The sequence below is a fragment of the Porphyromonas sp. COT-108 OH2963 genome (genome assembly GCF_000768895.1).
GTDB lineage: Bacteria > Bacteroidota > Bacteroidia > Bacteroidales > Porphyromonadaceae > Porphyromonas_A > Porphyromonas_A canoris.
Genome location: NZ_JRAP01000021.1, coordinates 1 through 24466 on the forward strand (window position 1 = coordinate 1; position 24466 = coordinate 24466).

The following is a 24466-nucleotide window of genomic DNA, read 5'->3' on the forward strand; positions in this document are numbered from 1 at the left end:
GGTGATCGTAAAGCTTTCACCTTCGATAACGCTCTTCTCTGTCGGGGAGACGGTGATGCCCGTTACCTTGACCTCTTTCTTGGTGACGGTTACTTGGCAGGTGGCTGTCTTACCGCCGTCTGCCGTTGTGGCAGTGATGGTCGCACGCCCCGGCTTGTGTGTGGTAACATGACCATTGTCATTAACGGAAGCAATCTCCGAAGCCGAACTGCTCCACGTTACCGTCTTGTTGTCCGCATCGGCAGGAAGCACTGTGGCAGTGATGGTAAATGCTTCACCCTCTTTTACGCTCTTCTCCGTCGGAGAGACGGTGATGCCGGTAACCTTGACCTCTTTCCTCTTCACCGTTACCCGGCAGGTGGCTGTCTTACCGCCATCCACGGATGTCGCAGTAATGGTCGCGCTGCCTTCCTTATGCGTGGTTACCTCTCCGTTGCTGTCAACAGATGCCACCTCCGACTTGTCCGAACTCCACGTTACAGCCTTGTTCGGAACATCCGCAGGTGAGAACGTTACCTGAATCTTGAACTTCTCGCCCTCTACCACGCTCTTTTCCGTAGGAGATACAGCGATGCCTTCCACCACCTTCACCAGGGTTACTTTCACCTCCTGCCCGTAAGCCGTACCGGCGGAATTGGTTGCNACGCTCTTTTCCGTAGGAGATACAGCGATGCCTTCCACCACCTTCACCAGGGTTACTTTCACCTCCTGCCCGTAAGCCGTACCGGCGGAATTGGTTGCATACGCACGAGCATGGTAGACCTTGCCCGAAGTAAGGTTGCCGATGCTTACCTTGAAGCTGCCGGTCCCGGAGCCTCCGGAGACTTTATCGTTGGAAATAGTGGGAGACGAACTCATGGCATAGCAGACACCACGATCCGTAACCGCCGCTCCGCCATCTGCGGAGACATTCCCCTCGCACTCGAAACTTGTTGTTGTGATGTTGGAAACAGAGCCGGTTGCTACCGTGGGAGCTTTTGCAGGCTCTTTGGGATCTTTCTTGCATCCCATAACAGACAGGGATACAGCCAGTAATANGGTTGCTACCGTGGGAGCTTTTGCAGGCTCTTTGGGATCTTTCTTGCATCCCATAACAGACAGGGATACAGCCAGTAATAAAAATAGTACTCTTTTCATAACAACTCATTTTATTGTTTTCTCATTTAATAATCTAATTGAACAAAACGCATAACAGAGAAGACGACAGACAGTGAGCCGTATTCCAACGCATGATTGTTCCTTAATACTTACAAAGGTATTGTAAAAATATCACTATTCAAAATCATATATCGAATACTGAAACAACTTGAGATAAACGCTTATAAAACTTCCTCTGAATAGTTTTGCTGTCTGAAATCATGCCTTGACTGACACAATTCATCGCTTGAGTGCTGCAACTCGCGCCTTGTTCTCGACCAATCAAACCTCAATGTCCGATAATCACGCCCTGCTTTAGATCTCCGAAAGGGTTCAACCAAAGTTCTAAACCTGTTTGTTCTACTTTCTGAACAGATTCAGACGCAAAAGCCTCCACAAAAAAAAGAGCAGAAAGCGATGCTCCTGCATCTGCTTTCCGCTCTTCTATCGTTTCCTTCAGAAGGATTATCTTCTCCGTCTGCTATTACCTCTTTTTCCCTCGCACCGCCTTGGAGTTACGCTTTGCGCACCATGATGCCTTGCGATCCTACTTCAAAATCCCTGTAAGCCTGCGATAGATCGCCATACAGAGAGTGTCTCGTAACTGCCGGAGAAGGATGGGGTTCATTATCGGTAAATATCCCTATCTTTGCAGATGTCTAAAGCCGGGATAAGGCTTTGGGCAAAGAATGAAACACTCATACACAGACGGCTTACAACATAGATGTTAGGAACAAAAAGGCTTTACGTATATACGCTTCAAAAGTTTTTCCCACTCTTGGCTATGAACTTTCTCATCGCATGGTTCGTAGTGGTGATGCGGGCTCTTTGGAGTATCGTGGAGGATGTTGTGGGCAAGGGAATAGACGGATTTTTGCTATTCGAACTGATCTTCTATGCTGCCGTATCGGTGGTTCCGCAAGCACTCTTTCTAGCGGTGCTGCTCGCTTCGCTGATGACCTTCGGCAGTCTGGGCGAGAAGCTGGAACTTTTGGCAATAAAGACAGCCGGGATTCCGCTCTATAAGGTAATGCAGCCGGTCTTTGTGGTGGTGGTTCTGCTGGCAATAGGAAGCTATACGTTTCAGAACGACTGGCTGATCAAGAGTCAGGTTAAGTTTTATACCCTTTACTTTTCGGCGAGTAATAAAGCTCCGGAACTGGAGATTCCGGAGGGTTCATTCTATAGTCGCATTCCGCACATGAGCATCTACGTCAAGAAGAAAGATGTCCAGAAAAAGATGCTAAGGGATGTGATCATCTACGATTTTTCGCAAGGACATTCGGATGCACGCATTATTCTGGCGGACTCTGCACGTCTCTTCTCCTATGCGGAGAGCAACAAGCTGGTCATGCGACTTTATAGTGGTGAGTCTTTTGAGAATCTTCGAGGACATGCTTCCGACCCTTATGGAGAGCTTGTTCCGTATCGTCGGGAAATTTTTGAACAGAAAGATCTTGTCTCTGCATACGATGCCTCTTTCAGCCTGATGGATCAAGACGTGATTTCATCCCAGTTTGTCGGAAAGAATATTCAACAGCTCGGACACTATACGGACTCCATGAGGTTTGTGGTGGACTCTCTTCAGGCAGAGGTGGCAACGCTGATGCTCAACAAATCTTACCTCAAGACATTTGCTTCGGAACGCACCGTGCGTACGCCGAGCCGGGTCTTTGAAAATCCGGAAGAGGGGTCGGATATCATCCAAACGGAAGAAGAGTTTCTTGCCGCTTCTTATGCCGAGGGCTTCAACGAGGACAGCATCGCTGCAGGTTCGGATACAGCTACGGATACGGCTGCTTCGCAAATGGAGCAAGGGGTTGTCTATCCCGAAATGCCTGATCTCAGCGGTACGGACCAGCAGAAAAAAGAGGTCTCGAATGCCTCTGAAAATACCTCGGAGATCGTCTTGGCAAATCCCGAAAACAGATATGCCAAACTTTCGGATGAGGAGAAAGAAACGTTCAATGTATATAAGAAATTAGAGAAGGCAGATCTTGAGAAACGTCTTTTCATAATATCTCAAGCTCGTGAGTCGCTCAGCTCGAACAGAGAGTCCATTGCATTCGATCAGACGATAGTGGAGGATCAGAGCCGTGTGTACAGACGAAATCTAATAGAGTGGCATAAGAAACTGACCATACCTATTGCCTGTATCGTCTTCTTCTTTATCGGGGCCCCGCTTGGTGCGATCATTCGTAAGGGCGGACTCGGTACTCCATCCATCATAGCAGTGCTCTTTTTTATCTTTTACTTTATCATGGATTCCATCGGATACAGAATGGGACGTGACGGAAAGTGGATGGTGTGGTTCGGTATTTGGCTTCCGACAATGGTGTTGATACCGATAGGCATTTGGCTGAGCTACATTGCGACCAAAGACTCTTCCAAACTGAATGTGGATGCGTATATACTCTTTGTTAAGAAGCTATTCGGATCGGCTACGGCTCGTAAGGTAGAGTTCAAAGAAGTTACCATGGTCGATGTGGAGAAGAGCAGAGCTATGGCTGAAATAGATGATCTCGATCGCTTGGTAAAGCAAGAGCAGGAAGCTCCGCGTCTTAGCTATCGGGCTCTCTTCTTGGACAAAGATGCGCAGAAGTCCAGACGAAATCTTGTGATGCGTACAGAGCAGCTTGTGGAGTATTTGGCTAATAGCCGGGATCTGCTGTTGGTATCCAAACTGGCAGAAGTACCCTTGCTCTCGACAATAGCGTTCTTGCCTCAGTCAAGGTTTGGATGGCTCAATAAATTATTGATGATACTTCTTCCTTTGGGGCTAATGGTTTTCGGATATTACTATATACGTACTCGACAACTTCGTAAATCGCTCAAGCAGATGCAGGTAACACTGACATCGCTTCGGGAATATGCCAGTAGAGAAGCATAAAAACGGACATATAACATATTAAACATATAAATAACTCGGAAAGGAAAGCTATGGAATTCCAACTTGCCAGCGTAGAACAGGCTATTGAAGATATAAAACAAGGTAAGATTGTTATCGTTGTGGATGATGAAGACCGCGAAAATGAAGGCGACTTTGTGATAGCGGCAGAGAAGGTTACTCCTGAAATCATCAACTTTATGATGCGATATGGTCGCGGTGTATTGTGTGCTCCAATATCCGAAACCAGGGCTGCGCAACTTCAGCTCCCTATGCAGGTGCAGGATAATACTTCTCTGCACGAAACCCCATTTACTGTGACGGTGGACTTGATAGGTAAGGGGTGTACCACGGGTGTATCCATGTATGATAGAGCAATGACGATACTGGCTCTTGCCGATCCTGCGACTACACCCAATATGCTTGCAAGACCCGGACATATAAGTCCTCTGAGGGCAAAGGAAAAAGGGGTACTTCGTCGTGCCGGACACACAGAGGCTTCGGTAGATCTCTGTAAACTTGCAGGTCTTGAACCGGTGGCGTGTCTTATAGAAGTGATCAATGATGATGGTACCATGGCTCGTCTGCCACAGTTGATAGAGATCGCCAAGCAGTTTGAGCTCAATATCATTACCATCAAAGATCTCATTCAATATCGTCTCCGCTACGACTCGATAGTGGAGAAAGGAGCCTCCGCCCATCTTCCGACGCTGTATGGAGACTTTACAATAGTCCCATTCAAACAGAAATCAAACGGATTGGAGCATATAGCCATCATCAAGGGAGATATTGCAGACGGAGAGCCGGTGCTGGTTCGTGTTCACTCTTCTTGTGCAACAGGGGATATCTTCGGATCTATGCGCTGTGAGTGTGGAGAACAGCTTCACTCCGCATTAAGAAAGATAGAAGAAGAAGGACGAGGTGTGGTAATCTACTTGAATCAGGAAGGACGTGGAATAGGTCTGATGGCTAAGATAGAAGCCTATAAATTGCAAGAAGAGGGCTTGGATACAGTAGATGCAAATTTACATCTGGGCTTCAATGCCGATGAGAGAGACTATGGAGTGGGAGCAAGTATGCTACATCTGTTGGGTGTACAGAAGATGAGACTCATGTCCAACAATCCTGTAAAGCGCATCGGACTTGAAGCCTACGGGCTCGAAGTAGTAGAGAATGTGCCCATAGAGGTAACACCCAACAAGTACAACTATCAGTATATGATCACAAAGAAAGAGCGTATGGGACATAACCTTTGCAAATTGTAAAGAGGGCAAAAGCCATTTGGACTTTCTTTCTGTAAATTCTTTGGTAACTTTGTACTTGGAAACGGATATAAATATACCTCACAACACCAGTAAAGATATGAGAACAACAGCTGCAAGACTTGAACAAAAGCAACCGATGGATTTCGGTACCAATGTATGGTATGGAGCCACGTTGGATAAGCTTAAAAGCCATCTGATAGAACAGATAGATATAATATCTTCTTATCCGGAAAGGGATGCCAAGTCGCTTCGTCGTCTGTTGGCCCGTCGCTATGAACTCAAGGATGGCAATCTGATCATTACGGCAGGAACTTTCACTGCTGTCAATGTGATAGCTCGGATATTTGATCGAAAGAAATCTCTCTTTGTTACGCCTTGCGGTGGTAAGCTTATAGAGGGATGCGAGGCAAGTAATCACGAGATAGTTCTTTCGGGTGAGATCAATAGTTTGTCCGAGTTGGACTTTACGGGAATAGATCTCTGCTGGATGGCAAATCCGAACACGGTTTCCGGTAAGCAGTACAGGAGAAAAGATATTTTGGATATGGTGGATAGCCACCCCAATGTAACTTTTATCTTTAATATTACCTATGGAAATTACGTCTTGGACGATCCATTAAAGCCATCGGATATGGGCAAGAGGAGCAATATGATCATGTTCTCTTCTGTATCCAAAAGTTACAATCTACCCGGACTTCGCTTAGCTTATATTGTTGCTCCGGAAGGCATTGGAAAGGTGTTGCAGAAGCAAGTGGCTTCTTATAGTATAAGCACTATTGCACAAGAGGCAGGGAAGTATATTTTTGTGCATCCGGCTCAGTTTGTTATTCCTTTGAGAAAGTGGTTGCGCAATGCGGAGGAGTTTCGCTCTACTCTTGCAGCAATACCGGAGATAGAGGTTTTACCATCAAATACTCCTTACTTCTTGATCAAGCTGAATGTCGGAGACGGAAGAGAACTGGCACGTTTCCTTGCAGAGCATCGCAATATCAATATTCGGACAACGGATGATGTTTGTGGCTTGAGCAATCAGTTTATAGGGGTAAGTACACGCTCCTCTGAAGAAAATAGCCTGCTTGTAGCAGCGATTAATGAATGGATAGCGAGCAAAGTGAAGTAACATAAAAGTAGCTCTTTATTCCCTATCTTGCTTATATGCAAAGTTCTTAGTATCTTTGCACACCAAAGTAGAGCTTGCTCTCCTTTCCATTAAATCAAGTTTGGATACAATAATAAAATAATAGCTATATACACAAATCATGATTGTAGTACAATTGAAAGAGGGCGAGAACATAGAAAAAGCCCTAAAGAAGTTCAAGAGAAAATTTGAACGTACTGGTGCCGTTCGCGAGCTTAGAGCACGTCAGGCTTTTACTAAACCTTCTGTAACTAAGAGAAAACAGATGGAAAAGGCCAGATATGTTCAGAAGCTTAGAAGCGTAGAAGAGTAAGAGAAGCTCTCTTCTTCGTGCGTTTTGCAGTACGAGTATGGGCAATCTTCGGATCCTACTACGTCAGATCAGCTTATAGTATATATTTTTAGAGCAATCCCAAAAGCTACTTTACAACGTGAATTTTTCCGTTGTAAAGTAGCTTTTTCGTATCTTAGAGGTTACAAAAACTTAAGTTATGAATCAGAAACAAATTACTATACCATATTATCTGCATCCTAATGACAAGTTGTCGGACACGGAGCAGGCTCTTGTAGCTAAAGCCCAAGAGGCTGCGGAAAAAGCTTATGCCCCTTACTCTGGATTTCATGTCGGGGCTGCCGTTCTTCTTTCCAATGGGGAGATTGTTTCCGGATCCAATCAGGAGAATGCGGCTTATCCATCCGGGATATGTGCCGAGCGGACAACTCTCTTCTATGCAAATGCACAATATCCGGATGCTTCCGTAGAGGCCTTGGCTATCATAGCCATTCACGGTGGAGAGGTAGTACCATTCATATCTCCATGTGGAGCATGCAGGCAGGTCATGGTAGAGGTATCTTATCGCTACAATAAACCGTACAAGGTTATTCTTGCAGGAAAAGATAAAAGTGTTGTCTTGGAAGATAACAGAATGCTTCTCCCTTTTACGTTCTCCGGAGACGACCTTAAATAGTATCTGATATGATTATCAATAATACTTTATTGGTATCTTTGTTCGGTTAAAAAAGTCGTGTGTAGATAAAATTTCTTTCCGGAGTAGAAAAAGTATTTATGGAATCTATCAAACAGATATATAAGATAGGCAATGGCCCATCTTCAAGTCATACCATGGGACCTAAAAGAGCCGCAGAGATCTTCATACAGGATCTGCCTGAGACGGTAGCATCTTTCCGCACAACGTTGTATGGGAGTCTTGCTGCTACGGGTGTTGGTCACATGACAGATGTTGCGGTGTTGGATGTCCTGCGCCCGATAGCTCCTACAATAATCGTGTGGGAACCCAAGACAGAGTTGGACTTCCATCCCAATGGGATTCGATTTGAAGCTTTTGATGCAGAAAACAATCTTATCAAGGAGTGGCTGGTGTTCAGTGTCGGCGGTGGTTCTCTTGCCAATGAGGAGTTTGACGAGCGCACATCCCAAGAAATCTATCCGCATAATACTATTACGGAGATTATGGACTATTGTAAGACCAACAGTCTTCACTACTGGGAGTATGTGGAAAAGTACGAAGGTCCTGAGATCTGGGAACATTTGGACGAAGTGTGGAAAGTGATGAAGGAGGCTGTGGAGAGAGGACTCGATGAAGTAGGAATCCTTCCCGGCGGATTGAATCTGCGTCGAAAAGCAGGGGATTATATGATTCGAGCCAAAGGATATGGCAGTAATGTACAGAGTAGAGGATTGGTTTACTCGTATGCTCTTGCCGTATCGGAAGAGAATGCAGCGGGAGGCCGTATAGTTACAGCCCCTACTTGTGGTTCTTGTGGTGTATTGCCGGCAGTGCTTTATCATCTGTCCACTTCTCGTTCTTTTACTCCAAAGCGTATTCATAGAGCCTTGGCTACGGCAGGGTTATTTGGTAACGTTGCACGTACGAATGCTTCTATCTCCGGGGCGGAGGTCGGATGTCAGGGAGAAGTAGGCGTTGCTTGCAGTATGGCGGCAGCAGCAGCGAATCAGCTTTTTGGAGGAACACTCAAACAGATAGAGTATGCCGCAGAGATGGGACTCGAACACCATCTGGGGTTGACATGTGATCCCGTTTGCGGACTTGTACAGATACCTTGTATTGAACGTAATGCCTTTGCAGCTGCTCGTGCTTTGGATGCCAATACTTATGCCAACTTTTCCGATGGTACTCACCGGGTTTCTTTTGATCAGGTCGTCTCCGTCATGAAGCAGACAGGTAAAGATCTTCCCAGTATTTATCGTGAAACATCCGAAGGAGGACTTGCACTTCATGAGCAGAGCATACAAAGTATCACTTGTTAGAACCTTTCTATTTTTAACTAATAATACATTATGAGCTTAGAACTACAGGATATCCGTCGAGACTTCAAGGCCGGAAGTCTTGATAGAAAGGATATGCCGAAAGATCCGCTTGTAAAAGTGGATGAGTGGATAAAGGAGGCCGTTGAAAAGCAAGCAATAGAACCTACGGCAGTAATCGTAACGACGGCAACTCCGGATGGTCATCCTTCTTCTCGGACAGTACTTTTGAAAGAAATCTTGGATGGGAAGTTTATTTTTTACACCAATTACGAGAGCCGAAAAGGGGAGCAAATAGCTGCAAATCCCTATGTGTCGCTTACATTTTTATGGCATCAGTTCGAACGTCAGATACACATAGAGGGCGTCTGCACGAAAGTTGCTCCGGAAGTTTCGGATGCTTATTTCCGTTCACGTCCATATAAAAGCAGAGTCGGAGCTCGTATCTCTCCTCAGAGCAGACCTATACCATCTCGTACATTTATCATGACGGAGTTTATGAAAGAGTCTCTCAAATATACCGGACGAGAAGTTCCAAGACCGGATTCGTGGGGGGGCTATCAAGTTGTTCCACACAGGATAGAGTTTTGGCAAGGGCGTGAGAGTCGTCTGCATGATCGTTTTCTTTACGTACAAGATGAAAGAGGAGAGTGGACATTGGAGCGTATAGCCCCTTAATAGGATAGCGATCGGAGTATTTATATTTTGTCTATTAGGGCTACGATATAGAGTGAAAGCTACACAACAGACGTGTGGCTTTCATTTTTTTTGTGCTCTGCCATAACTGCTTGTTTGGTATGGCAGAGGTTCTTTTGTAGGGCTGATATATTATTAGTACTTTAGCGGAGGAATAAAAAAGAGGTTTTGTTTCATTTCTTTACGAGATCTCTATTTTATGGCTCCTTTTAATTGAGGATTTAAGAATAAGTATAAATAAGCAACAGACATTCTACATGAAAAAAACATTCTTTATGGCATGCCTCTGTGCTGCTATCGGATTCGGGAGCGGATCCGCAACAGCAGCTACTCCCGGTACTTCTACGGAGAAGAAAGCAATGACTCCGGAAGTTTTACTTTCACTTACTCGTATTTCGGCACCTACACTCTCTCCCAATGGTCAGATGTATCTTTATAGCCGATCCATGCCCAACATCAAGGACAATAAGATTCTTTCCGAAGTGGTATTGGCGCGTCTTGATGGCAAAGGTGCTCCGGAGGTCATTTTAGGTACGGACAAGAAAGCTTCTCAGGCTACATTCTTATCGGATACGGAGATTGCTTATGTTGCAAAAGCGGGAGACTTCTCTCAGATATGGCTTTATAATACAGTAAGTAAGACATCTGTACAGCTCTCAAGTTTCGATTTTGATGTTACCGGATTCCTCTTTTCTCCAAACCGTGAAAAGGTTGTGGTGGTAAGAGATGTGGAGTTGCCTAATATCGCAAAGGATAGAAACAAAGACCTTGACAAGATTTCCGGAAAGATCTACACCGATCTTATGTATAAGCATTGGGACGAGTGGAAGGTCTCCATACCGAAACCATTCGTTGCGAAGGCAGAAACCGGCTCCAATAAGATCGCCGGCGATCTCCTGCCTGTACTTAGAGCGGATGAGTGGTTCGAGGCTCCTACCAAACCTCATGCCGGAATCGAGCAGTTCGCTTGGTCTAATGAAGGCAAATACTTGGCTTACTCTTGCCGCAAGAAAGTCGGATTGGAGTATGCTGTAAGCACAAATACAGACATCTATCTTTTCGATACAGAGACAGCCACTACGGTAAATCTTTCGGAAGGAATGATGGGCTACGATACCAATCCTATGTTTTCTCCGGATGGTCAGTCCATTGCTTGGGTCAGCATGGAGCGAGATGGTTATGAGGCGGATATTAAGCGTCTGTTTGTGATGGATTTTAAGACCCAGATGAAGAAGCACCATGCTCCCGATTTTGAACACCATGTAGATCAGTTCGTTTGGCTACCCGATGGAAAGAAGATTCGCTTTGTCGCTACCATAGAAGCTCTTACCAATATCTACGAGATAGATCTTGCCACAGACAAGATAGAGGCCATAACCGAAGGCGTACACGATGTAACGGCATTCTCAGGCAATGGTCGTACCTTCGTTACCGGTATTCAGTCTTTCACTCACCCTACGGATCTCTTCCGCGTGGAGCTTCCTGCAAAGAAAACCAAGAAGAATAGAGGATTGGGCAAGCTCACAAAGCTCACCACAGAAAATGATGCCGTGCTTGCCGGTATAGAGATGGCTCAAGTGGAGAAGGTATGGATAGACACTACGGATGGTAAGAAGATGCTCACATGGTTCGTGAAGCCTCCGTTCTTCGATCCTAATAAGAAGTATCCTGCTATTCTTTACTGTCAGGGAGGTCCTCAGAGTACGGTGAGCCAGTTCTGGAGTTATCGTTGGAACCTCAATACATTCTCTTCTTTCGGATATGTCATTGTGGCACCGAACCGCAGAGGCTTACCATCTTTTGGCAAGGAGTGGCTCGAACAGATCAGCGGAGATTATGGTGGTCAGAACATGAAAGACTACCTTGCTGCCATTGACCATGCCGCCACCCTTCCTTATATAGATAAAGATCGTTTGGGATGTACGGGCGCAAGTTACGGCGGATTCTCCACTTATTGGCTTGCCGGGCATCACAACAAACGCTTCAAAGCATTCTTCGCGCACGCCGGTATCTTCAATCTTGAGGCGCAGTATCTCGAAACGGAAGAGAAGTTCTTTGCCAACTGGGATATGGGCGGTCCATACTGGGACAAGAGCAATGCCACCGCACAGAAAACATTTGCCACCTCTCCTCACCGCTTTGTGGGCGAGTGGGACACTCCTATCTTCATCTGTCACGGGGAGTACGACTTCCGCATCCTTGCTTCCCAAGGCATGCAGGCTTTCGATGCCGCACGCATGAGAGGGATACCAACCGAGATGTTGTTGTATCCGGACGAAACACACTGGATATTGAAGCCTCAAAACGGAATGTTGTTCTACAGAAGCTTCCGGTCTTGGTTCGACAGATGGCTTAAGAAGTAATCTCATTGCGGATGAAAATAGAAAACATTGTCCTTGATCTCGGTGGCGTCCTGCTCCATCTTGATATTGAGGAGAGCATAAAAAGATTTCAAGAGATTGGCGTGTATGATGCACGCCAATTTCTTAACCCCTACAAGCAGAGCGGACTTTTCCTCGACCTTGAACGAGGGATGCTCTCCGCCTACGAGTTTGTCCGGGCGCTCTCGCAGAGATACGGACGCAGCTACACCTATAACGATATAGAGCACTGCCTGCTCGGCTTTGTCCGCGAAGCGCAAGCCTATAAGTTTGAGTTTATAGAGCAGCATCTTCTGCCTCACTACAACCTTTATCTCCTCAGCAATAATAATCCTTTCATCTACAATTGGTGTAATAGCAACTCCTTCCTGCCCGACAGAAGGAAGCTCGAAGGATTTTTCCACAAGACCTTTTGCTCCTATCACATGAATCTGTGCAAGCCGGAAGCTGAAATCTTTCAGGCAGCCATAGATATTTCCGGAATGGATCCGGAGAAAACCCTCTTTGTAGACGACGGAGAGGCAAACGTGGAGATGGGGAAAAAGTTTGGCTTCCGAACGATCATGCCCCACAACGGAGCCGACTGGCGAAACGAACTCTTATCCATACTTCACCGGCAATGACCGCATATAAGACCATCCTTCAACGCTCCCAAAGCGCCCTGACCGAGAAGCGAAGCAAATTCATCTCCTTCGCCATCCCCGTAGCCTCTCCGGAAGAAGCACTGGAGGAGGTAGCAAAGTTGCGAAAAGAGTATTTCGATGCTCGCCATGTCTGCTGGGCTTATGTCGTGGGGACGCGAACGCGACAAGAGAGAGCCAACGACGACGGAGAACCATCCTCCACAGCCGGAAAGCCCATCTTGGGACAGATACACTCCGCCGAGCTGACCAATATCCTCGTTGCCGTTGTTCGCTACTTCGGGGGGATAAAGCTGGGGACGGGCGGACTCATCGTAGCCTACAAAGAAGCAGCCGCTCTGGCGATAGCGGCATCCGAAATCATCACCATAGACCTCGCCAGACGCTACAAAGTCTCTTTCGGATTCGACGACATCAACACCATCATGCGTGTGGCGAAGACCTATTCTGCCGAGACGGCAGATACCGAAAGCTCTCTCTCCGGATACCAATGGACTTTCTCCGTGAAAGAGGAGCTTGCCGGTTCTTTTTTTGATGAAATCTCATCACTCTACTTTGCCGGAATAGAAGAGTTGCAAGAAGAATAATCCCCCCATCCCGTCATCGCACACTCTCGTCCGCACGCCAATTTATTTCCGTCCGCACACCAATAAATTTTTGCATATACGAAAATAAATTTCTGCATATACGAAAATAAATTTCTGCATATGCAAAAATATTTTTCTGCATATACGAAAAAATATTTCTGTCCGCATGAAAATTTTTTTCCATGCCCATGAAAAATTTTTTCTTGGCCACGGAAATTTATTTTCTTACTAATCCAAAGTTTTTTTTCTGTAGACTATAAGTGAGTTTTGCCTGTCGTCAAAAAATAAGAAGCCGTAAAGATAGATTTACGGCTTCTTCTGCTTGTCTATCCGTAGCGATGCGGATAGTCTGTATTCCAGATAATGGAAGTTAGTTCAGTTTCGTACTGCCATCGGCTTGGTAGACATATTTGAAGCTGATGTATCCCGGTCTACCTTCTGCATTGGAGTAGCTGACGAACTTTACTTTGGCATACTTGCCGTCCGCCGTGCGGATGATGAAGATGTTTTCGTTGGGTGTATAAGTGGGAGGAGGTCCTTGGAACCTGATTGCCTCACCGAGTCGGATGTCTACTCTTGGTTGGAGCTGGATCTTGGAGATGCCGCTCAGCACAACGTTTGCCGTGGTTTTGTGTTCGATCACTTTACCATTGTAGCCGAGAGCAACGTAGTCTTCGTCTATGCCGTATCCTGTGATCGGTGCTTCTTTGACATCGGCAAGATTCTGCTTGTCTGTCTTGAGTGCGCCACCTTTCCCTTTGCCGGACTTACCGCTGTTCGTACGGAAGAAGAAGGAGTTGAACGCTATATCCCAGTCTGAACGCTCTTGATAGTTGGACTCTGTAACACCTCCCACTTCTTTGCCCGTAGCAAAAGAGAAGTAGATCCATTCTCCTTGAAACTCGGTAGGTTTGCTCTGTGTGTACTCTTTTGCAGAAGCATCGGGAGATGGAGCTTCTCCGGGCTTTTTTTCGCACGATGTCAGTGATAGCGCTGCCAGTATGACGAGCGAGATAAAGATTGTTCTGTTCATAAGTGATAAGTATATAAGTTGTGTTTGAAGTAAAACGGGGGCAGACTATATCTTGAGATGCAGAGATACAAAAGCGTTTCGCCCGATCCCCGTGTATGAATTGAAGCTGACGATACCTGCGTGGTAGTCGAATATGTTGTCCACTCCGAGCGTTATCTGACCTACTTTGTCGTGGCGATAGGAGAGGGAAACGTGCCAGAGGGAGTACGCCGGAATGATTGTCGTGTAGTATTCCGTTGTCGTGGTACCGTTTTGTTCGAGATCTTCTTGGACGTCAAACTCCTTTTTGCCGATATACGAACCGGAAAGGTTGATGTTGATGCCGCTCTTTCCCCATGAGCGATCGTACTCGGCACGAAGCGTTCCGGACAGAGTGCTTTGTGTGTTGAGCTGGAGACTTTTGTTCTTTGTGGGGTGGAGGTAGCTGGCAGAAGCGTGGAGATGAAGCCCGTCCACAAACGGATTGAATCGTATCTGTGCCTGCAGTCCGGCAAGGAGAGAAGACTCGATGTTGTTGTAATGAAGTTCTTTTTGATTGTTCCGCCAAATGCCCTCGATCTTGTTGGAGAAGCTGTTGTAGTAGCCGGAGATCAGCGCATAGAAGCGTCCGGAGACATACTCGGAAGAGAGAGAGAAGTAGTGGTTGCGCTCCGGTCGAAGTGCGGAGTTGCCATAGATCATGAACATACCGAGATGATCCCAGTTCATGTGCAGCTCTTTGATACTCGGCGATCGGTATCCTGCGCCGTAATTGAAGCGGAGCGTTACCGGCATCAGCTTATATATGGCTGCCGCTTTGGGTGCAAGATTGAAGCCGTAAGCGTTGTGATAATCTCCTCTCAGCCCGGCTATAATGCCAAAGCGGGGAGTGATCTGCCAGTCCTCTTGAACGTAAAGAGATGCGCTGTGCTGGCTTCGGGCGGAGTAGCCAACATTGGTAAACTTATCCGTGTAAAGCATCTCGTCGAAGTATTCTGCGCCAAGGCTCAGCTCGTGATGCTCTCCGATCTTCCGGACGTACGAGAGGCGCGGCTGCACCAAACGGTGTTTGTAGATGAGGTCTTTGCGTCCTTTTATCAGTTCGAACTTCTTGTACTTGTTGTACTGATCACCCGAAAGCGTGAGCTTGAGCATTCCCTTATTATCAAATGTATATGTTCCGGAGATGCTTCCGGCGATATCCGTGTTGTATTCGTAAAGGTTGTCCGGATTGAGATCATACTTGCTCATCTCGTACAGAGTGCCCGTAGCGGAGAGGGAGAGCCTTTTGTTCGGAGTGAATGTCAACACTTCACGTACGCTGTTGGTACGGAAGCCTGAGACATTGGTCGGGGAAGTGCTTACCGGCAGCGTGATGGTAAGATCCTGTTTCTTGAAATGTTTTTTGAGCCCTTCGCTGTCATAGAGAGCGTAAGCGTCCGCACTCCGATGCGTCAGTGTGGTCTGTGTACTCCACTTGCTATGGCGGTAGGATGCGGTCAACGAGCCGTTCAGGTTGGGTGCATCGGCATTTCGTTTGAAGAGAGCGTATTTATCGCCTGCTTCTATCGAGGGATAGTTCGTCTGATAAGCCGGGCTCCACTTCGTGTCCAGTGAGAGTCGAAAACGATCTTTGGGCTTTTTCGTGATGATATTGATGACGCCTCCCATTGCCTGCGTACCATAGATGGCAGACCCGGCACCTTGGACAATCTCTATCCTTTCTATATTGTTCAGATTGATCCGCTGGTAGTCTATATTATTGCCACTCTCTCCTGCCATACGCTCTCCATCTATAAGGAAAAGGATGTGTTTGCCACTAAGCCCTTGCATATTGATGCTTGTTCCGAAGCCGACCTCATTGAACGTAAGCCCCGGTACCTCTTGCGATAGAAGAGATTTAATGTCCGTAAGACCTCTGGACTCTATCTGTTTGGCGGTGATCACCTGCGTCATCACAGGGGAGTTAGATATCTTTTTCGGAGTACGGGTTGCCGTTACCACTACTTCCTCGATCTCCCGGTAGTCGTCGGCGTTGCGCTTCTTCCCTTGCTGTGCAAAGGAGGCAGAGTATATGAATATACCCAAGAGGGTAAAGATGATGCGAGTCATTGCTTTATACAGAACAGAGCATAGAATATTCTACTTCTGAATTTTTGTGCAAAACTATACATACCTTTCTTTCTACACAATAGCTATAAATCGGTATTTTGTTCCTCTCTTTTTGTCTGTGCATTAAGGGTAAAATCGGAGCCGTTATATTGCAGAAAGTTTCTTAAATTTGCGAGAGCAAAAACCCAAAGAATTAGATATGAATAAGAAAACAATTTTGGTAACCGGCGGTACCGGTTATATCGGTTCTCATACCACCGTGGAGCTTCAAGCAGCCGGATATGATGTCATTATCGTGGATAACCTTTCCAACTCCAATAAAGAAGTGATAGACGGGATAGAGTCCATATCGGGTGTGCGTCCGTTGTTTTATGAGTTGGACTGCAACGATAAAGAGGGGCTAAGCCGCATCTTCTCTTCTCATCCGGGTATAGAGGGTATTATTCATTTCGCTGCAAGCAAGGCGGTAGGGGAGTCTGTGCAGAAACCACTGCTCTATTACCGTAACAATATAGTAACACTACTGAACCTGCTGGAGCTGATGTCCGAGCATCATGTCAAGGGTATCGTCTTCTCCTCATCCTGCACCGTCTACGGGCAGCCGGATATACTTCCCGTCACGGAAGCGGCTCCCACAAAACCTGCACTCTCTCCGTATGGCAACACGAAGCAGATCAACGAAGAGATCATACGAGACACCATCTACTCCGGAGCGCCTTACAAGGCTATTTTGTTGCGCTACTTCAATCCGATAGGTGCTCATCCGTCTGCCAAGATAGGCGAGCTTCCCATCGGCGTACCCCAAAATCTTGTCCCTTACATCACGCAAACCGCAGCCGGTATCCGTGCCGAACTGAGCGTCTTCGGGGATGATTACGACACACCGGACGGCTCTTGCATCAGAGACTATATCAATGTGGTAGACCTTGCCAAAGCGCACGTCATCGCCATGGATCGTATGCTCAAGAGCGATAAAGGCGAGCAGATGGAAGTCTTTAACATCGGAACGGGACGAGGCGTCAGCGTTCTGGAGCTGGTACATACCTTTCAAGAAGCTACCGGCGTAGCTCTTCCGTACAAGATTGTAGGACGAAGAGAGGGAGATATAGAAAAGGTCTGGGCAGACCCCCAACATGCCAACGAAGTGTTGGGATGGCGGGCAGAAAAAGAGTTGGCTGAGACTCTTCTGAGCGCTTGGGAGTGGCAGAAAAAACTGTCTCAAAAGTAAACCTGTCCGTTTGCTCTGCTTTCTTTCCGCTCTCTATCCGCTACAAAATTAAGATGGTAGTATCAGGGTATTCAACTTTATTTTGTACTTTTGTGGGCGGAATGAATTATTCTCTAATTTTTTGAGCATAAACTTAAAAGTCACATTTAGATTACGAGACTAAAAATGAAGGATCAGAAACAACACTCTTCGTTAGGAGAGACTACAGCGGAAGCTATAACCCGTTCGGAGAAATTTTTAGACGAAAACAAGAAAGCTATTGTCTTTGTCATCATAGCAGCAGTAGCTTTGGTGGGTCTCATTTTGGGATACAAGTATCTGTACAAACAACCCCATGAGAAGAATGCAGAAAAGAGCATCTTCGTTGCGGAAAACTATTTCGCCAAAGACTCTTTCCAGCTTGCTCTTAACGGTAACGGTGCAGACATCATGGGTTTCTTGGACGTAATCAAAAAGTATGATGGTACGCCTTCAGGCAATGTGGCTCATGCTTATGCAGGTATCTGCTACTACAAGCTCGGAGACTATGCAAAGGCTGAAGAGCATTTGAAGAAGTTCGACTCTTCGGATACCATGGTCGCACCTACTTTGATCGGTCTTATCGGAGACTGCTATGTAGAGCAAGACAAGTATCAGGAAGCCATCGGCTACTTTGAAAAAGCAGCAAAGAGCGCCGATAACGAGCTGATCTCTCCGATATATTTGAAGAAAGCGGCAACCGTTTACAAGCATCTTGGTCAGAATGACAAGGCTTTGGAATGCTACAAAACCATCAAGGAAAAGTACTACGCGTCTCAAGATGCTCAAGATATAGACAAGTACATAGAGCAGCTATCGTTCTAAACATCCGTTTAGACCCGAAGAATAAGAGAGGATGCGTCTTTCATCAAGGCGCATCCTCTTTCTTTTTCAGGTGTCTGCCCGGATCTTTTCTCCCGAAAGATTTTTTCTCCGAAGCCGTTCAGAACATTCTCTAAACCTTAAAAGAGGTTGCTCTAAACGGGATAAAAGGTCAAAACTGAGCCTTGTTTTCCCTGATTCACGGCTCGATTTGCAAAACTCATGACCTGCTTTGCAGAACTCGTGGCTTGCTCCGCAAAAACTCACGGCTTGCTTTGCGGCAGTCAAAGTTTGCTTCAAAGAATATAACAGGTTCATTCTTTTATTTATACACTAAAAGAAGTATCTTTGCACAATATTTAGATCAAAAAATAGATTCAATAGGAACTTATGTCTCAAATAAAGATAACTTTCCCCGATGGCTCTCAGAGAGAGTTCGAGTCCGGTATCACTCCTCTTCAAATAGCGGAGTCTATCAGCTCCAGATTGGCCGGAGATGTCCTTTCGGCGTCTATAAATGGTAAAAATTCCGATCTTGCCACGCCCATTACGGAGGATGCTTCCATCGTTCTTCACAAGTGGGACGACAAAGAAGGCAAGCATGCGTTCTGGCATACCAGTGCTCACCTTATGGCGGAAGCGTTGCAAGAGCTTTATCCGGGAGTGAAGTTCGGTATCGGTCCGGCTATCGAGAATGGTTTCTATTACGATGTGGATCTTGGTGACAGAGTGATAAAAGACTCCGACTTGGCTGCGATAGAGAACAAGATGAAAGAGTTGGCATCTCAAGGATGCTCGCTGCAAAGACGTGCCATAAGCAAGTCGGACGCTTTGGAGTACTGGAACCAAAAAGGAGACGAATATAAGATAGAGCTTATAACAGACCTTGAAGACGGTACCATCACAACATATACACAGGGAGGATTTACCGATCTCTGTCGCGGTCCTCACCTGAGAGACACATCGCCCATAAAGGCTATAAAGCTGCTCTCCATTGCGGGTGCATACTGGCGTGGAGACGAAAAGCGCAAGCAGCTCACACGTATATATGGTATCACTTTCCCTAAGAAGAAGATGCTCGATGAGTATCTCGTTCTTCTGGAAGAAGCCAAAAAGAGAGACCACAGACGCATCGGTAAAGAGCTGGAACTCTTTGCCTTCTCACAAAATGTGGGTGCCGGTCTTCCTTTGTGGCTGCCAAGAGGTACACAGCTTCGCCTTTCGCTTGAAGACTTCTTGAAGAAGATCCAAAAGCGTTATGGTTATGATCAGGTGATGACTCCGCATATCGGCAACAAGGCTCTATACGTTACTTCCGGACACTATGAGAAGTATAAGGAAGATGCTTTCCGCCCTATCCTTACGCCTCAAGAGGGAGAAGAGTTCATGCTTAAGCCGATGAACTGCCCTCACCACTGCGAGATGTACAAGGTGAAGCCTCGTTCTTATAGAGATCTTCCGGTGCGTCTGGCAGAGTTCGGTACGGTTTATCGTTATGAACAGAGTGGTGAGCTTCACGGTCTTACCCGTGTAAGAGGGTTTACCCAAGATGATGCGCACATCTTCTGCCGTCCCGATCAGCTGAAGGAAGAGTTCTTGAAGGTCGTGGATATTATCTTCATCATCTTCAAAGCTCTCAACTTTGAAAACTTTGAAGCGCAAATATCGCTCAGAAGCAAGGAGGACAGAAGTAAATATATCGGAAGCGAGGAAAACTGGGAAAAAGCAGAAACAGCGATCATAGAAGCTTGTCAGGAGAAAGGTTTGAGTGCCGTAATAGAATATGGAGAAGCGGCATTCTATGGACCTAAGCTTGACTTCATGGTGAAGGATGCCCTTGGTCGCCGTTGGCAGCTCGGTACCATTCAGGTGGATTATAACCTCCCGGAACGCTTCGACCTCGAATATACCGGAGAGGATAACAAGAAACACCGCCCTGTGATGATTCACAGAGCACCATTCGGATCTATGGAGCGTTTTGTGGCAGTGCTTATCGAGCACACTGCCGGAAAGTTCCCTCTATGGCTCACACCGGATCAGGTGGTTATCCTGCCTATCAGCGAAAAGTATAACGACTATGCTTATAATGTTTCTCGCTACTTTGCTTCTCAAGATATTCGCTCTTCGGTGGATGACAGAAATGAGAAAATCGGCAAAAAGATCCGGGATAACGAGCTTAAACGCATCCCTTACCTGCTTATCGTGGGAGAAAAAGAGATGGAAACCAATACGGTATCTGTAAGAAAGCAAGGTGAAGGTGATAAAGGTTCGGAAGAATTTACTACCTTTGCGAAGAATTTGAACGAAGAGGTTGAGTCTATGCTTAATGCATGGCAGGCTTAATCCCTATTTTGATTATACATATACATTATAACATACACACCCATATTCACCGGCAACAGAAAAAAGTACTGAATGGCGATAAACAACAAGAAAGACGATAAGGATCAGCATAGATTAAATGAGAAGATCCGTGTAAAAGAGGTTCGTCTCGTAGGAGATAATGTAGAGCAAGGTATCTATCCTACTCAGAAAGCTCTTGCAATGGCAGAGGAACAGGGCTTGGATCTCGTGGAGATTTCTCCTAATGGTGAGCCTCCGGTGTGTAGAATAATGGATTACCAGAAGTTTCTTTATCAGCAAAGAAAGAAACTGAAGGAGCAGAAAGCAAAATCTGTAAAGGTCGTGGTGAAGGAGATTCGCTTTGGACCTCAGACAGACGAGCATGATTATAACTTCAAGCTCAAGCATGCGATAGGATTCCTCGAAGATGGTGCAAAGGTTAAGGCTTACGTCTTTTTCCGTGGACGATCCATCCTTTTCCAGGATCAGGGAGAGATGCTTCTGCTTAAGTTTGCAAACGACTTGGAGGAATACGCTAAAGTAGACCAGCTACCCAAGTTGGAAGGTAAGAGAATGATCATGATGTTCTCTCCTAAGAAGACTAAAAAGTAAAGCAGCTGCAAAGCTCTTGACTCGATAATTCATATATTTTAAGTGTTGATTGCGCTTATGGCTGCGCAACAACATTATGTTTAACAAACAATACAAACGTACGAAAATGCCTAAATTGAAGACTAACTCCGGTGCAAAGAAAAGGTTTACCCTTACCGGAACAGGTAAAATCAAGCGCAAACACGCTTTTAAGAGTCATATCCTGACTAAGAAGACAACTAAGCAAAAACGTCATCTTACCGCTACCGGTCTTGTTCATAAAGTGGACGAAGCCAGTGTGAAGAGAATGCTTAACCTCAGATAACAGAGGCTCCTGAAAGTAGTATTTGTACAGATTTTTTAACAGAGCACTTAGCCCAGCAAAGGAGTAAGAGATTCCATAATCCGCTAAGTCTCACAAAACAATTTTAAACTATGGCTAGATCAGTCAATCATGTTGCTTCAAGAGCGAAGAGAAAAAGAATTTTGAAGCTCACTCGTGGCTATTACGGAGCCCGTAAGAATGTTTGGACCGTTGCTAAGAACACTTGGGAAAAGGGTCTTACATACGCTTACAGAGACCGTAAGAACAAAAAACGTAACTTCCGTGCTCTTTGGATCCAACGTATCAATGCAGCTGTTCGTCAAGAAGGTATGAGCTACTCTAAGTTTATGGGTGCTCTTCATGCAAACGGTATAGAGATCAACCGTAAGGTTCTTGCAGATCTTGCAATGAATCATCCGGAAGCATTCAAGGCTATCGTAGATAAGGTGAAGTAAGAAACACTTTCATCTACCAAAATACTCAAGGACTCCTGCCTCTTTTAGAGGTGGGAGTCTTTTTTTAGTCATATTTGGCACGTTATCTGCTATGCTATCCAAGAGGTGTCATAGATGTCTGTCATACATTCTGCCAGAGTTAAGCTCTTGTCAGTGTACTCTGCCAGCTTTAATCTGTTGGCACACCGTTTGAATTTTATTGTGTGGAATGCTCGAAAGAGAGCTTTCCGAAATGAACGAACAAACTAAAAACAATTATATATAATGGGAAAAATAATCGGAATTGACTTAGGTACTACCAACAGCTGCGTATCTGTAATGGAAGGTAACGAGCCGGTAGTAATTGCAAATAGCGAAGGTAAAAGAACAACACCTTCAGTAGTGGCATTCGTGGAAAACGGAGAACGTAAGGTGGGAGATCCTGCTAAGCGTCAAGCTATCACGAATCCTCAAAATACCATATTCTCTATTAAGAGACTTATGGGAGAGACATTCGGACACATGGCAAACGAAGCAAGCAAGCTTCCTTATAAGGTTGTTAAGGGAGATAACGACTCTTGCCGCGTAGATATTAACGGTCGTCTTTACTCTCCTCAAGAGATTTCTGCGATGATTCTTCAGAAGATGAAGAAGACGGCGGAAGATTATCTTGGAGAAGAGGTAACATCTGCAGTGGTAACTGTTCCGGCATACTTCTCGGATGCTCAACGTCAAGCAACAAAAGAAGCAGGCGAGATTGCAGGTCTTAAAGTAGAGCGTATCGTGAACGAACCTACTGCCGCAGCTCTTGCTTATGGCTTGGATAAGAGTACAACAGATAAGAAGATCGCTGTATTCGACCTTGGTGGTGGTACGTTCGATATCTCTATCCTCGAATTGGGTGATGGCGTCTTTGAAGTACTTTCAACAAATGGTGATACACATTTGGGTGGTGATGACTTCGATCATGTTATCATCGAATGGCTTGTAGATGAGTTCCGCAAGGACGAAGGATTGACTCTTAGCGAAGATCCTATGGCGCTTCAACGTCTTAAAGAAGCAGCGGAAAAGGCAAAGATAGAGCTATCTTCTTCTGCATCTACAGAGATCAATCTTCCATATATTATGCCGGTAAACGGTATCCCCAAACACTTGGTGCGTACATTGACCAGAGCAAAGTTTGAACAGCTGGCAGACAAGTACATCCAAGCCTGTGTGGCTCCTTGTCAGAAAGCATTGTCCGATGCAGGACTTAAGGCTTCGGACATCGACGAAGTAATCTTGGTGGGTGGTTCCACTCGTGTTCCGGCTATTCAGGAGATTGTACAAAAGATCTTCGGCAAAGTTCCATCCAAGGGCGTAAATCCGGACGAAGTGGTGGCTCTTGGTGCTGCGATACAAGGTGGAGTACTCAGCGGAGATGTGAAGGATGTGCTTCTATTGGACGTTACACCTCTATCTCTCGGTATCGAAACACTTGGCGGAGTGATGACAAAGCTTATAGATGCCAACACTACTATCCCTGCAAAGAAGAGCCAAGTATTCTCCACTGCTGCGGACAATCAGCCTTCTGTAGACATTCACGTGCTTCAAGGAGAACGTTCTATGGCGAGAGACAATAAAACACTCGGTCGTTTCTCTCTCGATGGTATTCCTCCTGCACCACGTGGTGTGCCTCAAATCGAAGTAACATTCGACATCGACGCCAATGGTATCGTGAACGTAAGTGCAAAAGATAAGGCTACCGGCAAAGAGCAAGCTATTCGCATCGAAGCATCTACCGGTCTTTCGGAAGAAGAGATCCAACGCATGAAGGACGAAGCTGCGGCAAATGCAGAAGCTGACCAAAAAGAGCGTGAGCGCATAGACAAGCTGAACCAAGCAGACAGCATGATCTTCCAAATAGAGAAGAGCCTTAAAGATCTTGGCGATAAGCTTCCGGCCGACAAGAAGAGCGAAATAGAGACAGCTCTTGCCGATCTTAAGGAGAAGCACAAAGCTCAAGACATTGCCGGACTCGATGCTGCAATGGATAAGCTCAACTCTATCTTCCAAGAAGCAAGCCAACAGATGTATGCTCAGCAAGGTGCACAAGCCGGAGGTCCTCAACCTAATCCTAACGCTTCATCTGCCAATACCGGTGCCGGTGATGCGAATCAAGAGGGAGATGTTACGGATGCGGATTTTGAAGAAGTGAAGTAATTACGCTCACAAACGAGCATCAAACAAATAGTAAATCGCAGTAAGACAGTTGCTTACTGCGATTTTTTTGTTTTTAAAGACTTAACTGGATCTGTCGATTTCTAAATCTCTAAAGTGTCGGATAGCGGCTGCTAGTATAAAAAGTTCACAAACTTTTTCTTGATAGCTATTTCTATTCTACGATTTGTGAGTAGTATAGATATTTATGCCGTAATTAAGATACCTGAGAGATACAAATTTGAAACGACTTTGTCACTGTTTAGAATTATATGCTGACCAACTATTGACGTCTAATATTCAGCTTATCGATGTGAAAACCATGTCTGTCTTAAACTATTATAATATTAGCTAAAAAAATAT

The 24466-nt window shown here is 45.7% G+C and carries 20 protein-coding genes; 17 read left to right on the top strand and 3 right to left on the bottom strand.

Annotated elements, in window-relative coordinates; all coding sequences use genetic code 11:
* Positions 1 to 1137: Ig domain-containing protein (locus tag HQ39_RS09325; protein ID WP_160216125.1), on the bottom strand; the 1137-nt coding region annotated here is incomplete at its 3' end.
* Between the two features lie 724 nt (positions 1138 to 1861).
* Between HQ39_RS09325 and HQ39_RS09330 the strand changes: the two genes are divergently transcribed.
* From HQ39_RS09330 to HQ39_RS08795, 10 genes are all read left to right on the top strand, one after another.
* The gene (locus tag HQ39_RS09330) at positions 1862 to 4027 is read left to right on the top strand and encodes an LptF/LptG family permease (protein WP_052079574.1); all 2166 of its coding nucleotides are present in this window, start codon (positions 1862 to 1864) and stop codon (positions 4025 to 4027) included.
* Positions 4028 to 4077: 50 nt separating this feature from the next.
* On the top strand, positions 4078 to 5289 hold the full coding sequence (locus HQ39_RS08755; RefSeq protein ID WP_036865522.1) for a bifunctional 3,4-dihydroxy-2-butanone-4-phosphate synthase/GTP cyclohydrolase II: 1212 nt from the start codon (positions 4078 to 4080) through the stop codon (positions 5287 to 5289).
* Between the two features lie 97 nt (positions 5290 to 5386).
* The gene (locus HQ39_RS08760; protein ID WP_036849444.1) at positions 5387 to 6409 is read left to right on the top strand and encodes an aminotransferase class I/II-fold pyridoxal phosphate-dependent enzyme; all 1023 of its coding nucleotides are present in this window, start codon (positions 5387 to 5389) and stop codon (positions 6407 to 6409) included.
* Positions 6410 to 6548: 139 nt separating this feature from the next.
* Positions 6549 to 6740: a 30S ribosomal protein S21 gene (gene rpsU / locus HQ39_RS08765; protein WP_036788479.1), complete on the top strand. Its 192-nt coding sequence runs from the start codon at positions 6549 to 6551 to the stop codon at positions 6738 to 6740.
* A 178-nt stretch (positions 6741 to 6918) separates the two neighbouring features.
* A complete protein-coding gene (gene cdd / locus HQ39_RS08770; RefSeq protein WP_036865524.1) occupies positions 6919 to 7395 on the top strand; it encodes a cytidine deaminase in 477 nt (158 codons plus the stop codon).
* Positions 7396 to 7493: 98 nt separating this feature from the next.
* Positions 7494 to 8717 (top strand): L-serine ammonia-lyase, encoded by a 1224-nt coding sequence (locus HQ39_RS08775; RefSeq protein WP_036865525.1) that lies wholly within the window; start codon positions 7494 to 7496, stop codon positions 8715 to 8717.
* A 30-nt stretch (positions 8718 to 8747) separates the two neighbouring features.
* Positions 8748 to 9392: a pyridoxamine 5'-phosphate oxidase gene (gene pdxH / locus HQ39_RS08780; RefSeq protein WP_036865526.1), complete on the top strand. Its 645-nt coding sequence runs from the start codon at positions 8748 to 8750 to the stop codon at positions 9390 to 9392.
* Between the two features lie 275 nt (positions 9393 to 9667).
* On the top strand, positions 9668 to 11773 hold the full coding sequence (locus tag HQ39_RS08785; RefSeq protein ID WP_036865528.1) for a S9 family peptidase: 2106 nt from the start codon (positions 9668 to 9670) through the stop codon (positions 11771 to 11773).
* An 11-nt stretch (positions 11774 to 11784) separates the two neighbouring features.
* Positions 11785 to 12414 (top strand): HAD family hydrolase, encoded by a 630-nt coding sequence (locus tag HQ39_RS09485; protein ID WP_081965428.1) that lies wholly within the window; start codon positions 11785 to 11787, stop codon positions 12412 to 12414.
* A complete protein-coding gene (locus HQ39_RS08795) occupies positions 12411 to 13019 on the top strand; it encodes an IMPACT family protein (protein ID WP_036788491.1) in 609 nt (202 codons plus the stop codon). Before HQ39_RS09485 ends, HQ39_RS08795 begins: the two co-directional genes overlap by 4 nt.
* A 370-nt stretch (positions 13020 to 13389) precedes the next feature.
* Here the strand turns inward: HQ39_RS08795 and HQ39_RS08800 are convergent, their stop codons facing one another.
* Positions 13390 to 14052, bottom strand: a complete 663-nt coding sequence (locus HQ39_RS08800) for an HmuY family protein (protein ID WP_036865530.1) — start codon at positions 14050 to 14052, stop codon at positions 13390 to 13392.
* 45 nt (positions 14053 to 14097) lie between these two features.
* A complete protein-coding gene (locus HQ39_RS08805; RefSeq protein ID WP_036865532.1) occupies positions 14098 to 16143 on the bottom strand; it encodes a TonB-dependent receptor plug domain-containing protein in 2046 nt (681 codons plus the stop codon).
* 199 nt (positions 16144 to 16342) lie between these two features.
* Between HQ39_RS08805 and galE the strand changes: the two genes are divergently transcribed.
* The 7 genes from galE to dnaK all read left to right on the top strand — a co-directional run bounded on the left by galE (position 16343) and on the right by dnaK (position 24106).
* On the top strand, positions 16343 to 17371 hold the full coding sequence (gene galE / locus HQ39_RS08810; protein ID WP_036865534.1) for a UDP-glucose 4-epimerase GalE: 1029 nt from the start codon (positions 16343 to 16345) through the stop codon (positions 17369 to 17371).
* A 165-nt stretch (positions 17372 to 17536) separates the two neighbouring features.
* A complete protein-coding gene (locus HQ39_RS08815; RefSeq protein WP_036865536.1) occupies positions 17537 to 18214 on the top strand; it encodes a tetratricopeptide repeat protein in 678 nt (225 codons plus the stop codon).
* A 387-nt stretch (positions 18215 to 18601) separates the two neighbouring features.
* Positions 18602 to 20554: a threonine--tRNA ligase gene (thrS, locus tag HQ39_RS08825; RefSeq protein WP_036865539.1), complete on the top strand. Its 1953-nt coding sequence runs from the start codon at positions 18602 to 18604 to the stop codon at positions 20552 to 20554.
* Positions 20555 to 20626: 72 nt separating this feature from the next.
* Positions 20627 to 21166, top strand: coding sequence for a translation initiation factor IF-3 (gene infC / locus HQ39_RS08830; protein ID WP_036788507.1), 540 nt, complete (start codon positions 20627 to 20629; stop codon positions 21164 to 21166).
* A 106-nt stretch (positions 21167 to 21272) separates the two neighbouring features.
* On the top strand, positions 21273 to 21470 hold the full coding sequence (gene rpmI, locus HQ39_RS08835) for a 50S ribosomal protein L35 (protein WP_036789010.1): 198 nt from the start codon (positions 21273 to 21275) through the stop codon (positions 21468 to 21470).
* Positions 21471 to 21580: 110 nt separating this feature from the next.
* The gene (rplT, locus tag HQ39_RS08840) at positions 21581 to 21925 is read left to right on the top strand and encodes a 50S ribosomal protein L20 (protein WP_036788510.1); all 345 of its coding nucleotides are present in this window, start codon (positions 21581 to 21583) and stop codon (positions 21923 to 21925) included.
* 264 nt (positions 21926 to 22189) lie between these two features.
* Positions 22190 to 24106, top strand: a complete 1917-nt coding sequence (gene dnaK / locus HQ39_RS08845; RefSeq protein WP_036865540.1) for a molecular chaperone DnaK — start codon at positions 22190 to 22192, stop codon at positions 24104 to 24106.
* Positions 24107 to 24466: the final 360 nt, after the last annotated feature.

Bases quoted from the DNA above. Each gene is read 5' to 3' on its own strand.
- HQ39_RS09330 (WP_052079574.1), top strand. From the start codon at position 1,862: ATGTTAGGAACAAAAAGGCTTTACGTATATACGCTTCAAAAGTTTTTC.
- HQ39_RS08755 (WP_036865522.1), top strand. From the start codon at position 4,078: ATGGAATTCCAACTTGCCAGCGTAGAACAGGCTATTGAAGATATAAAA.
- HQ39_RS08760 (WP_036849444.1), top strand. From the start codon at position 5,387: ATGAGAACAACAGCTGCAAGACTTGAACAAAAGCAACCGATGGATTTC.
- rpsU (WP_036788479.1), top strand. From the start codon at position 6,549: ATGATTGTAGTACAATTGAAAGAGGGCGAGAACATAGAAAAAGCCCTA.
- cdd (WP_036865524.1), top strand. From the start codon at position 6,919: ATGAATCAGAAACAAATTACTATACCATATTATCTGCATCCTAATGAC.
- HQ39_RS08775 (WP_036865525.1), top strand. From the start codon at position 7,494: ATGGAATCTATCAAACAGATATATAAGATAGGCAATGGCCCATCTTCA.
- pdxH (WP_036865526.1), top strand. From the start codon at position 8,748: ATGAGCTTAGAACTACAGGATATCCGTCGAGACTTCAAGGCCGGAAGT.
- HQ39_RS08785 (WP_036865528.1), top strand. From the start codon at position 9,668: ATGAAAAAAACATTCTTTATGGCATGCCTCTGTGCTGCTATCGGATTC.
- HQ39_RS09485 (WP_081965428.1), top strand. From the start codon at position 11,785: ATGAAAATAGAAAACATTGTCCTTGATCTCGGTGGCGTCCTGCTCCAT.
- HQ39_RS08795 (WP_036788491.1), top strand. From the start codon at position 12,411: ATGACCGCATATAAGACCATCCTTCAACGCTCCCAAAGCGCCCTGACC.
- HQ39_RS08800 (WP_036865530.1), bottom strand. From the start codon at position 14,052: ATGAACAGAACAATCTTTATCTCGCTCGTCATACTGGCAGCGCTATCA.
- HQ39_RS08805 (WP_036865532.1), bottom strand. From the start codon at position 16,143: ATGACTCGCATCATCTTTACCCTCTTGGGTATATTCATATACTCTGCC.
- galE (WP_036865534.1), top strand. From the start codon at position 16,343: ATGAATAAGAAAACAATTTTGGTAACCGGCGGTACCGGTTATATCGGT.
- HQ39_RS08815 (WP_036865536.1), top strand. From the start codon at position 17,537: ATGAAGGATCAGAAACAACACTCTTCGTTAGGAGAGACTACAGCGGAA.
- thrS (WP_036865539.1), top strand. From the start codon at position 18,602: ATGTCTCAAATAAAGATAACTTTCCCCGATGGCTCTCAGAGAGAGTTC.
- infC (WP_036788507.1), top strand. From the start codon at position 20,627: ATGGCGATAAACAACAAGAAAGACGATAAGGATCAGCATAGATTAAAT.
- rpmI (WP_036789010.1), top strand. From the start codon at position 21,273: ATGCCTAAATTGAAGACTAACTCCGGTGCAAAGAAAAGGTTTACCCTT.
- rplT (WP_036788510.1), top strand. From the start codon at position 21,581: ATGGCTAGATCAGTCAATCATGTTGCTTCAAGAGCGAAGAGAAAAAGA.
- dnaK (WP_036865540.1), top strand. From the start codon at position 22,190: ATGGGAAAAATAATCGGAATTGACTTAGGTACTACCAACAGCTGCGTA.